Below are 12,035 nucleotides of genomic sequence, written 5' to 3'. Positions count from 1 at the left end.
AGGCCACTCTTTCAAGTGACCTTTTTTAAGATTTTTGCTTATGTTAGTATTAGCGTGTCGCAGCCTCTGCATCGTCCGTGCTATCTACGGTATCAACTGATACTGCTTTTGCTTTTTTATGACTCTTTTTTTTGCCAGCTTTTTGCGCTTTTCCAGCAGTTCTGATGACGCGGCGCTGAGCCGGTGTGCGAGGAGCTGCAGCATTTTTTTTCTTGGCGCTTTTTGCCGATCGCTTTTTCTTTTGCGCAGCTAATTTTTTATGCTTTTTTTTCAGTCCTTTTTTTATGTCTGTCTTTTTATCCTGCAAGGCTTGTGCTTCGACTTGTTGTTGCTGAATATCGGCAACAACTTGGTTTATCAATTCAGGAGAAACATCGCCCATGCCATATTTTACCACACTACCATCGGCTTTAAGCGCAAAGATCGTGTTGCCCGACAAAGCAATCTGCGTAAAGCTTGTGACATCTTGTCCAGCTTGATCTTTAACTTTACTCCAAGCACCATTGGTATAATGATAAAGATGCGTTGCATTGGTATCTTTATACGTTCCCCACATTTCATTTTTTATCGCCAACCGCAATTGATGTCAATTTTGCACCAGGCATGAGCTGCCATGATTCTTTTTGTGTTTTAGTCGCCGGAATAAAAAGATAAACACTCCCATCTTGATTCACACCAACAGCCGTGCCATCAGAACCAACGCCAACATCAAGTCCCTTGGCCCGAGCAACCCAACCATTTTTGGTCAATTTATAAATATTATTACTGTCAGACAAAGCCCAAATATGATCTTTATCGCCAACAACAACCTTTTTAAATTTTATCGCTTCTTTGCCAGCCCCTGGCTTTACAGAACGCCAAATACCAAACGCATCATTGGCACCAGGTTTGACAGGGGCCCATGACGTTGTTGGCGGCGTTAGCTGCGAAGTCGCATCATTCTGAGTAGCACGACCTCGCACAGGAATCGCCAGCACCATGCTCATAGTTATTAGCACAAGAATATGCCGATCAGGCATTAATATCTTCATTTTTAACTCCTTTTTTCAGGGCGCACCTTTACATCAGTGCGCCCTCATGCCCCAAAGACTCTAGTTATCTTGTTTTTGCATTCAAATCGGTTGAATCACCACCAGTGGCAACGCTCTTGTATTTTGTTTGTTTTTTTCGTTTTTTACCAGCGCTACCTTGAGATTTTTTGGTACCACTCTTCTTGTCTTTCTTGTCTTTCTTGTCTTTCTTATCTTTTTTAGCTTTCTTATCTTTTTTAGCTTTCTTATCTTTTTTGGCTTTCACCGATTTCGCTGATTGGTCAGTAGCGGAACTTGAACTTGAAACACTTGCTACTTGGCTTGCTGGCCAGCTGTAGCTAACCACTTGCCCATCAGCAGTAATAGCCAAAACGGTACCATCTGAACCAGCAGAAACATTCTGGAATTTGCTGATAACATTGCCCTTCTCATCTTTAGCCTCATGAACCATCCATGGATTTTGAGCCCCCGGTACCCATTGCAACAAACTACCATCTTGGCCAACTGCCCAGTTATTGGCAACCAATTTATTTTTTGCATTAGAGCGACCTCCGGCTGCAACATAATTCACTTTGCCAGGCACATCAACAAAACCAAGTGGATACTGTTGAGTTGCCACAGATTGCACAACCACTGCTGTAGCTGCATCAATCTTTTGTTGTGTTTCAATTTTTGCCGTATCAATAGGTTTTTTAGCAACTTCTTCAAGACGCTTACGCTCTTCATCAACCCCTTTTTTGGACGCTGCAAGTTGTTCTTGCAAGGCTTTCAATTGTGCAGCAGAATCTTGTTTTTGTTGATCAAATGCTGCTTGTAGTTTAGCAAAGCGCTCTTCAGCTTTTTTATCAATATCAGCAATGTTTTTTTGATAACTTGCTTCTAAATCTTTACGTACTTGGTCTATTTTAGCAATAGAATCATCAATCTGTTGTTTATTATCTTCTTGCTTAAGAGCAAGAGCTACCGCATCTGCAAGTGGCTTAATCTGATCTTCTTGCTTCTTTAAACTATCTTTACTTGCTATCTTTGCTTTAGCGAAACGATCTTTTTCTTTTTCAAATAACGTCCTAATACTTGCAAACTCAGGAGACGTATCCCCAAAATCTTTTTTTGCTTTATCAAGCGCAGCATTAAACCGATTACTCATAGCCGCTATTGCGTTATCAAAAAGTTGATCTGATGAATCGTTCATTTTTTTCAAATCATCATACGCTTTTTTTACCGATTGATGCGCTCCTTGCAACAATGATTTTTGATCACTTGCCTTCGCACGCAGAGCATCATTCAAATCTTTAGCTACTTGAGCAATATCATCTTGAATTACTTTTGTATCAACGGCTTTGGCTGATGTATCAGCAAGTTCCTGCTCAGATTTTTCTTCTAAATCTTTAAGTTGCTGCTCGAATAAAGCTTTAGCTTTAGCATCCTTCTCTTTCTTAGCAAGCGCTTCTGCCTCTGCTGCCGCTTTCTTAGCTGCTTCTTCTGCTGCCTTTCGATCAGCTTCTTCTTTTTCTTTACGCTGACGTTCAAGCTCTGCTTGCAGCTTTGCTGCCAGTGCACCAAGATTCCGTTCAATAATGGTCTTAATTTGTGCTAATTGAGGTTTAGCATCGTTGGGCACAATTGATTCTATGATGCCATGTATTCTGAAGCGTTGAAATAAATTTTCACGATCGTTTTTAAAGTTTTTATCATCATTTCCCCATTTATCACCCTTAAGCGATAGAACTAACTCATAATAACGATTACCAAATCTACTATCAGAATGTAACCATATCAGCGGGGTACCTTGGGCTTGATTACGCAACTGAATCATATCTGTTTCATGAATCGTACCAGTCAACCCTGGCACTGCAGATTCTATGGTAAAAGCAGCTTCTGAACTTTGAACCTGAGGGTGCGTTGGGTGCATGACCACTACTTCCCCATGATCTTTACCAAAACGGCTATCTCGATGAGCAACCCAAAACTTAAAAGGATCAAGAACAGGATTAAATTCTTTATATGGATCCATTGCCAACGAAAGTATTTTAATAGAATCACCAAAAGCAACAGGCCCCACATTCATTTCATCACCAACTTTTTGCAACAAAAAGAATGATGCCGCGGTACTCACGCGAACATCATCAATTGGCCCTGCCAAAATTTCTTTGTGTGCATGAGGTTCTTGCGCTTGATTCTGACTGTCGTGGCGACTTGTATGATGAGTCCACAAGCGACGCGCATTTTGGTTTAGATTTACCCGAGCTTTATTACTTGATGCCGGATCCATATCGTAACTAGGTAAGCCAGTCGCAACTGGATCTATCCACACGATAGAATTGTAATGTAATTCTATTCCACGCATCTTGGACCACTGGTCAACAATCTGATCGTTTTGAGCATGTGTTTTTACTAACTCAACAACCCAACCATCATTGGAATCACGTTTGTCATAGCCTGTAACTTCTTGTTTATTTTTATCGCCCAATATAAAAAGGCCTCTGTTAAAATCATGTGAATGAAGAGCAATTGTTTTAAAAATAGCATGTTGCAAATTAAAAACAGTCCCATCATTAAGCTCGCCACCAGAACCTGCCCATACATTGCGTATCTTCCATGAATCATTGATATCACCATCACCATGCACAGAAATTTCTTTTTGCTTGGAAACCGGTGATCTAAAATTCATTGCCGGAATATACAAATTTCTTTGTGTACCAACATTTTCAAGGCGAATAATATCGTGTTCTTTAACGATCTGCCCAAAATCACAATTCCAACGATCTCCTGCATGAGGACCCTTAATAATCCACAACTGAGAATTATCGTCGACACGCGGCGCCCCATAAACAGCAAATCCATGATCAGTTATATTACTCGTATATTTATCATTTCCCGTAGACAAATAACGTTTGTCAGAATGATCCCCGTAGCCATTTTTGTCTTCTCTTTTATCAATACCACTATTGCGATGCCAAAGCCGTACAATACTGCCATAAGTGATAGGACGTTTTCCATCAGTTTTCGCTACGCCGGTGTGTGCTTTCTTAAAGGGATCGGAAGACTCTACACCCTTTGACGTAGGCACAAGTAACACTAAGAACGCTACGAGAATCGTTCTTTTTCTCGTTTGCTTCATCGCTCATCTCCTTTTTATAAAAAAATACACGACATGATTATTCTTAAAAAAAATGTATGCCACTCACTCCTTCTTGTTATTTTATTAAACTTAACCACCAAATAAATTAAACATATTTAATAAAACTTTTCTACTGGTATCTCATTATCTCGCCACACGATACTCAATAAAAAACTATAATGCTCACTCCTTATCTTTTTTATAAATAGTCCCATAATCATCAAGGGCCACCATAGCCCCAACATCATTGATCGCTACTTGCTTAAAACCGCAAGCCCCTGTTTTATTGTCGGCTGTTAGACGCAACCAATGATTATTTTTTCGCACCCAACAAAAATAATCATTGCCAACTGCCCGCGAACCAATCATAAGATTTTGGTGGGCAACCGCTATCCGCCCAAACCCTTGGATATGTGCCAGTTTTTCCCATAACTCATTCTCCCAATTAAAAGAAAAAGCTTCTTGAGCAGTATTAAGAGCAACAACCGCACCATCAAAACCAGCATCAAGCGCCATAATACCGTCTAGCGCTTCTTGCCGCCAACCATTTTGCGTATAGCGATAAACTGCTTGCGTTTTTTTATTCAGACCCCAAATAGAATTCTTATTACCAACAACAAGACGATCAAGTTTGATTTGCGAATCGAAGCATTCCCACGCAGCACGCTCGCTATGATAATGCAATGCATTGCCGTGATCATTCAAAGCCCACAGCTGATTATCACTAGAAACGGCAATATCTTTAAAACGCACAATCTCTTCACCGCTCACCATTTTTTGAGAAAGTTTTTCCCACGCATGCTGCAAAATAGATGGCGAATACTGATATAAACACCCGTCAGAACCAAGCGAAAAAATAAGATTTTTAGTACCACAACGCCCAATCGCAAGACGAGCAGCATTGCCAGGAATTATCGAAAAGCCTGACGCAAGATTAATATTCTTTGTCACTAATGGACGCTCATCTGTCTGAATCTGGCTAAATTCATGAACATGTTTTTTCCCCCCACCAAAAGCTACATAACAAACATTGCGCAAGGCAGCATCTTCAAAAGATATCAATTCATTATCGCCACGCTGAGCAGATTTACCCAATCGCAATACACCATTTTCAACCGAAACCCAATAATCGTTCCACGCTGTTTCTGGGCCAAGTAACCCACCATCATGATCACACACTTTAAGCGACTGCTCAACGCCACCAAGCTTGGTAATCAAAGCTCGTTTATTTTTTTTACTGCCAAGGGAAACATGAATTGTTTCGTCTTTTTTGTGATAAGGCACAGAAGAAAAGCGTAAAAAAAGATCCGCCTTAGAACGTGCTTTAAACTGCACCCATCCTTTACCAGGCTCTTTTAATCGCCATGCTTCATTAAAAATTGCTTCGTCATCTCGATCAGGTCCAAAATGAGTGTAAGTACGCCCGCCTGGCTGGATGCCGGGATACATAGTGGCAGCAAGCTTTTGCATTTTTCCTGGAATCTTACGCCAACCAACACCAATGCTGTTGGTGGACGTAATGCCAACACGTTGAAAAATTCTATAATCGTCAGCAATGCCCCAGACCTGTCCATCATGCCCAACAGCAACAGTCATTAAAGCTTTATTGCCAACCTTTTCCCAATCAGTACCTTGTATCAACGCAGGACGAATACCTCGACGAATATACACGTTGCCATCATGACTTACCGCCCACACATTTTGATCAGTACCAACAGCTACATGTGCAACTTGTTCAGGACATGAAACAGGCAGCCAAGCAGTTCCTTGCAAATTTTTATCGGTAACATCTTGCCGAACAAAACAAACACCGTGAGAATCTAAAGCCCACACGGCATAACGAGAACCAACAGCAATATCAACAAAAATATCTTCTGAAATTAATGACCAGTCAGCACCATCATTAAAAACCGGCTTGCCGTCAAAACGAATACCCCACATTTGCTTGTTGCTACCAAGTGCAATACTATCAAACGTAAAGGGTGTTGGCACCTGTTTCCATGCCTGCCCTTGCACGCAACCGGCCGTAATGCCCGTACGTTTGACCAAATGACCTTGCACGGTCAGCCCAAAAACTTCTAACGCGGCATTAACGGCAAGGTGTTTAAGCGGCTCTCCCAAAACAACATCCCAGCTATTTTCATGCTGTTGATACAACAATTTTTCGGTCACACTAACTCTGGCACCATTGCCACGATCAAGCCCCCAGACAATACTAAAATCACCAAATCCTGGATCTTTAAGCGCATAAGTAGAGCAAATCGGCATGCTCAAAAAACTCAGCATAAACAACAAGAATCGAATAGCTTTCATTGCTACACCTTGCATCAAAAGTTAAACCTTTTTAAAATGATATTCAGTGTAGCATCTGAAAAATAATCAAAGTCAAGAAAACTTTATAACAAAGACGATTGCTGAGCGCATCCCTCTTCTTTGACCACATTATGCATCATATTTTTCCCACCGTGTAATTGAAAACCAAGTTCAATAATGATATCAATAAAAGCCATTGGCTTACGGCCAGTTTCTGCTACTTGATGGAACAAACAGGTTGCAGGAGTTAATGCTGGCAAGGTATTTATTTCCAGAATCACCACACGCTGTTTACCGGTTGGGCTTTGTGCCGCCGTTTGATAAAAACAATCAATACGCACATAACCTTTGCACCCAATAACTTGATAAACATCTTGTAATGTTTGCTGCACAAAGGTTGTCGCTTGCTGATCAATGGGCGCCGGGGTAATATTTTGACCATCGCCAGGCAAAAATTTTTCTTGAATCGATAATACCGTATCCTTGGCAACAGAATATGAAGGCGGTAATGCAATTGGATCATCATTACCATAAACCCCGCACGTCAATTCCATACCACGCACGCATTCCTCAATCAACACTTCCTGCTTACCAAAAGAAAAGACATCATCAACCGCCATACACGCTTCGCTAACATTTGCAACTTTATGAACACCCACACTGCAACCATCATCTGATGGCTTAACAATAAATGGATAAGAAAAAGAAGAAGCTAGCTGCTCAATAAAAAATTCTTGTTCCTGCTGGTTTTTGTTAAACCACTCACCAACTTTAAGTAAATAATTATGAGGAACCTCAAATCCTTTTTGCTTCAACAAAAAATTGGTTTGATATTTATTCATGCACAAAGAACTAGCAAGAACACCAGAACCGTTGTATGGCATTTTAAGCATTTCAAGCGCACCCTGTACTGCCCCATTTTCACCCTTGCCGCCATGCAAACCAATAAAAACGAAATCCGCTATTGTTGGCAAATCCGACCAGGCTATTTGTATGTCATCGGAAATAAGCGCACTGATTTCACGCGTTGAATTTTGAATAAGCATGCGTTGCGAAAGCTTGAACAACTTCATCGATTCATGCACAAAAACAGGAATCACTTCGTATTTGTCTGACGAAAGTTTATAACAAACATTTCTACCAGATTCGAGCGAAATTTCACGCTCATTTGAATCCCCACCCAGCAATACCGCAACACGAACTTTTTGAGAGTTTACTACCATACTTTCATCCTTTTGAAGAGACAGAGATGTATTGATACCATAAGCGCGCAATTCACTGGCAATTAAAAAGTTAATCAGCTGCGCGTGACTCATACCAATTTCTGCTGCTTGATGAAAAAGAAAAGTAGCAGGCCCCATGCCCGTTAATGAGTTTGGATCTATAAAATAAACACTACCATCATCTGCTAAAATACCATCGATACGGGCAATCGTTCTAAACCCCAACACCTCTGCCGCTCGCTCACTGGCGCGCATAATCGCTTGCGTATCTTGCTCGCTACACATGGCCGGTGTAATTTTTGCTGCACGACCGGGCATATACTTTTGTTCATAATCAAAAAATTCAGTTCCTTCTTCGGGGATAACTTGCGTCAATGGCAACGAAAACCATTCGGTTGATCCATTAAGATTTTTTTGTAAAGACACACAAACAAATTCCATGCCCTCTATTTTTTGCTCAACAATAACATCTTGAGCAACCTGATTAACATACGCCGCTTTTTTTATAGCATTTAGTAAATCCACCTGCTCATGAACAACAGAAACCCCAAAGCTTGAGCCCTCATGCATCGGCTTGACAATACACGGCAAGCTAACATGCTCAGCACCTAAACGCTTCATCAGCGTTTCAATGTTAAGTGTCGCAATCTGAAAACCACGTATTACAATGCCCGCTGGAACCAAAAGGCCATGAGCTTTCAACAAATCTTTATGGAATCCTTTATCCATACCTGCAGCACTGGCAAAAATTTTGGCACCCAGATAAGGAATGTTATGCACTTCAAGCATACCCTGCAATATGCCGTCTTCAGCATAACGGCCATGCATAGCGATATAAGCAAAATCAATCAGATATTTTAAATCGTCCCATGAAATTTTTTCTGCTTCTCCATTTAACCGATCTACAAAATCTGCAATTTTACCACGATGCAAAAAGTGCCAGGGCAAAAGATAGAGATCACCCTCGTACGTCTGAAAAACCGCCACCACATCATAAAGATTAGTATCTAAATGATCACAAATGGTGCGGCCAGAATTGAACGAAACTTCTCGTTCAAGATTCATACCCCCCATCAAAACACCAATACGAAGTTTTTTGCTGATATTCATTGTTTTAATTTTCTCGTTTTTTTTAAAGTATTTTGTTGGTTAATGTTAACTATTTTTAAGATTTGCCAAGTAAAGCATATAAATTCATAAGCGCTTGGCAATAATTTGATGAAGAAAAAATTGCAGAAGCAACCGATACTATCTGAACACCAGCCTGCTGCAATGAACAAATGTTACTAGCACCAATCCCGCCATCCATACAAATGTTAAATTTAAGATTTTTTTGCTGACGCATGGCAACTAACGCAGGCACCTTATCGCACGCGCTTTCTATAAATTTTTGACCAGAAAATCCTGGATTTACTGACATTATTAAAATTTCATCAAGTAACGACACAAATGGCTCAAGTTGTTCGACGCCTGTTTTTGGATTAAGGGCCAGCCCAGCCTTAATATCTCGTTTTTTTAATTCTTCAATAAGCTTTACGCCATCCTGCACATATCGCACAACTTCGCGATGAAAAACAAAACTATCTTTTTTTTGTAAGTTTAAGCGCGTTACCCATGATGCAGGATTTTCCACCATTAAATGCATTTGCAGTGGCTTAGTTGTAGCACCGGCAAGCGCATTTACCAGCGTCGGCCCCCAGGTAAGATTAGGCACAAAATGGTCATCCATAATATCAATATGATAACCATCAACATGCGAATCAAGGGCTGCTAGCGTTGACGCCAAATTTAAAACATCACATGAAATTAATGAAGGATAAATTTTCATCACGCTCGCTCCTTGTTCATTCACTCACCGCTTCACCCATTTTAACTACTGTTTCTTTTACCTCAGCAGAATTTTTTATTAAATCTGCACGCACTTTGATGGCATTTTTTTTAAACAACAGCACAACGGTTGAACCACCAAATTCAAAAAACCCTGCTTCATCACCTTTTTTATAAGCCTGGTTTTCATGATGCGTTGAAACAATTTTCCCTACAAACATCGCCCCCACAACAATCATTAAAACATCCCCAAAAAGATCTGACTGCAAGGTTATCATGTGTCGTTCATTCTGCACCAACGGTTGTAAACCAGTTGCAAAAGTAATCGGATTAACTGATTCTAAAAAACCATGTATAACAATATTTTTTTGTACAAAACAATTAAAGGGAAAATGATACCGATGGTAATCGTAAGGCGCCAAGCGATAAACCATCATAGTGCCATGTTCATACTGAGCTGCTAATTCATCATTTTTTAAAAAATCAGCCAACGTAAATCGACAGCCTTTAATCAAAAAATCTTGTTCTCGTTGTAAATGCTCAAAAACAAAAAGCTTGGCATCTGCAATACTAATCATCATATTTTTGCGCTGATCAATCAAGCGAGCACCAGGTTTCAAGGCACGCGTAAAAAAATGATTAAAAGAACGATAACCGCCTTCAGGAACAATAAAGTCATTCATACTAATTTTATGATGATCAATAAATGGTTGGATCTTAGCTTTGGTAAATCGAGAGTTTTGATATATCGCCAACAATTTTGCCATAAAACGATGCCGCACCAACACGCGCAGTACTTTGCCAACCGGATGCGTATATAAAAAATTAAGGAGAGCAAACCTTTCGGTTTGCTCTATCTCGAGGCGTCCTTTATTGTAGAACTGAACGCCATTATTTTTTTGAATCTGTTTTAACCACAAGGCCATAATACTCATAATTTTTTATTGCTTTTGAGGCAGCTCTGCATTATTTTGTTGAGCAAAAAAATTTTCATCTATTTCGCCAACAATACGTTCATACATATAAGAACTCAACAAAATTGCCTGTTCTTTAAGATACAAACCAACATTTTTATTTTGATGCAAAATTGATTCTATCAAATGCCAAATAGACGCCATAACTGACAACACTTCTAACGAAAGTTGCGTACCATCTTCAAGAACCGGTATATCAGCTTGGTTGGGCTTGTCTATATTTTCCATCACACCATCAACCACTTCTAATGCCATATCGGTAATATTGTCAACAACTGACGTAGCACCAGGAGTAGATGCAAGATTTTCAGCATCTTCTACCCTTACAACATTTTGATCGATAGCAGCATCACGAAATGTTTGCTGTTGAGACTTAAGATACTTTACTACCGGAACAATATTTCTTTCCACAAATGGCATAATGCGTGCAAATAAATTTTCTGAAAATTCTTGATTATTAAATCTAACTTTAACTTGAATATCTGCAAGGGTCAAAGCATCAAGCATCATAGATTTGGTACAAGAAGAACACTCATCTGCCAAGGTCTTGGTAAGTTCTTCAATAGCACAAGCAAGACGCGTTGTTTGATCAGCAGCTTTAGCGGCTTTATCTTTTTCATTTTGTGCTGTAACGTTAGCAGCCAGCGACAACAAAGAACCTACAATTTCGCACGCCGCTTGTTGACGCTCTCTTTGATCTTGCGCACCAATAGCCTTGCCGACTTTGTCGCATGTTTTAGCAAGATCGCTTAAAAAATTTGCTGTCGCAATTTTTTTGGTCTCAAATTTTTCTTTGTAAGGACACGATGCATACACAGCCCCATTAAAAGCCATAATGCCCATCACCGCACATAATCCATATTTTGTGATAATTTTCATCGCTTCTCCTTGCTATCAAAAAAGATCATTCCCTCACCGTTCACCAACTTGGTTGGTTATAGCAAACAAAACAATCCTACGCAACAAAAAACAATATCAAACCGCCAACTATGGAAGAAAACCATCAAGCGCCAATGGCTGAGAAAAATCAAAATGTTCATCAATCATTAGTTGATGATCAACTAAAAACAAAACAGCACGAACATCAATCCCTGACTCACGCACTGTTTTAAAAAGACTTTCGATCAACTGCCATTTTTTTGCAATTGAATCATCTTTTTTCATTAAGGATTGAGTAAAAGAAAGATAAGCTTCTTGGTTGTACAAAGATAACGATACCGTCTCAAGACGCACAGCGTGATCAACAAGGCGCTCTTCTTGAACACACGTCAACCACCCACTCACCACTTGTTTAAGATTTTGTCCGTAATCATGCGTATGCCACATTAAAAAAGCTTGTTCGCTGTTTGGTTGGTCATGCTTTATAAAACGATAGGTAATCGGTTTACGCACAATCGCAGGTAGAGTTTTTTCATGAGCCTGGCGTATCGGTACGCCATGCCACGCCCAATGAATAACCAGAACATTTCGCTGAATCAAAAAAAAAATATGGCCACCACAAAACTTGCAGCAGCTGAAAGAATAAAAAGATTTTTTTTAATTGATA

General features: G+C 40.0%; 9 protein-coding genes. All 9 read right to left on the bottom strand.

Annotation, left to right across the window (positions count from 1 at the left end; translation table 11 throughout):
* Positions 1-49: 49 nt before the first annotated feature.
* A complete protein-coding gene (locus IPF37_05555; GenBank protein ID QQR48993.1) occupies positions 50-556 on the bottom strand; it encodes a hypothetical protein in 507 nt (168 codons plus the stop codon).
* Position 557: 1 nt separating this feature from the next.
* Entirely contained in the window at positions 558-1,031 is a 474-nt protein-coding gene (locus tag IPF37_05550) for a hypothetical protein (GenBank protein QQR48992.1), read from the bottom strand.
* A gap of 64 nt (positions 1,032-1,095) precedes the next feature.
* A complete protein-coding gene (locus IPF37_05545; GenBank protein QQR48991.1) occupies positions 1,096-4,152 on the bottom strand; it encodes a hypothetical protein in 3,057 nt (1,018 codons plus the stop codon).
* 183 nt (positions 4,153-4,335) lie between these two features.
* Positions 4,336-6,465: a hypothetical protein gene (locus IPF37_05540; GenBank protein QQR48990.1), complete on the bottom strand. Its 2,130-nt coding sequence runs from the start codon at positions 6,463-6,465 to the stop codon at positions 4,336-4,338.
* Positions 6,466-6,548: 83 nt separating this feature from the next.
* A complete protein-coding gene (locus IPF37_05535; protein QQR48989.1) occupies positions 6,549-8,798 on the bottom strand; it encodes an ATP-grasp domain-containing protein in 2,250 nt (749 codons plus the stop codon).
* Between the two features lie 55 nt (positions 8,799-8,853).
* Complete coding sequence (locus tag IPF37_05530) at positions 8,854-9,519, bottom strand: ribulose-phosphate 3-epimerase (GenBank protein ID QQR48988.1); 666 nt, start codon at positions 9,517-9,519, stop codon at positions 8,854-8,856.
* Between the two features lie 13 nt (positions 9,520-9,532).
* On the bottom strand, positions 9,533-10,450 hold the full coding sequence (gene psd, locus IPF37_05525; GenBank protein ID QQR48987.1) for a phosphatidylserine decarboxylase: 918 nt from the start codon (positions 10,448-10,450) through the stop codon (positions 9,533-9,535).
* Positions 10,451-10,456: 6 nt separating this feature from the next.
* Positions 10,457-11,368 (bottom strand): hypothetical protein, encoded by a 912-nt coding sequence (locus tag IPF37_05520; GenBank protein ID QQR48986.1) that lies wholly within the window; start codon positions 11,366-11,368, stop codon positions 10,457-10,459.
* A 108-nt stretch (positions 11,369-11,476) separates the two neighbouring features.
* On the bottom strand, positions 11,477-11,968 hold the full coding sequence (locus IPF37_05515) for a hypothetical protein (protein ID QQR48985.1): 492 nt from the start codon (positions 11,966-11,968) through the stop codon (positions 11,477-11,479).
* Positions 11,969-12,035: the final 67 nt, after the last annotated feature.

It is taken from the genome of bacterium (assembly GCA_016699045.1).
Classification (GTDB): domain Bacteria; phylum Babelota; class Babeliae; order Babelales; family RVW-14; genus AaIE-18.
Note: the sequence above shows the minus strand (reverse complement) of the source record. Positions and strands in the feature narration are given on the sequence as shown.

Coding starts and splice junctions, on each gene's coding strand:
- IPF37_05540 (QQR48990.1), bottom strand. CDS start 6,465: ATGAAAGCTATTCGATTCTTGTTGTTTATGCTGAGTTTTTTGAGCATG.
- IPF37_05550 (QQR48992.1), bottom strand. CDS start 1,031: ATGAAGATATTAATGCCTGATCGGCATATTCTTGTGCTAATAACTATG.
- IPF37_05520 (QQR48986.1), bottom strand. CDS start 11,368: ATGAAAATTATCACAAAATATGGATTATGTGCGGTGATGGGCATTATG.
- IPF37_05555 (QQR48993.1), bottom strand. CDS start 556: ATGTGGGGAACGTATAAAGATACCAATGCAACGCATCTTTATCATTAT.
- IPF37_05535 (QQR48989.1), bottom strand. CDS start 8,798: ATGAATATCAGCAAAAAACTTCGTATTGGTGTTTTGATGGGGGGTATG.
- psd (QQR48987.1), bottom strand. CDS start 10,450: ATGAGTATTATGGCCTTGTGGTTAAAACAGATTCAAAAAAATAATGGC.
- IPF37_05545 (QQR48991.1), bottom strand. CDS start 4,152: ATGAAGCAAACGAGAAAAAGAACGATTCTCGTAGCGTTCTTAGTGTTA.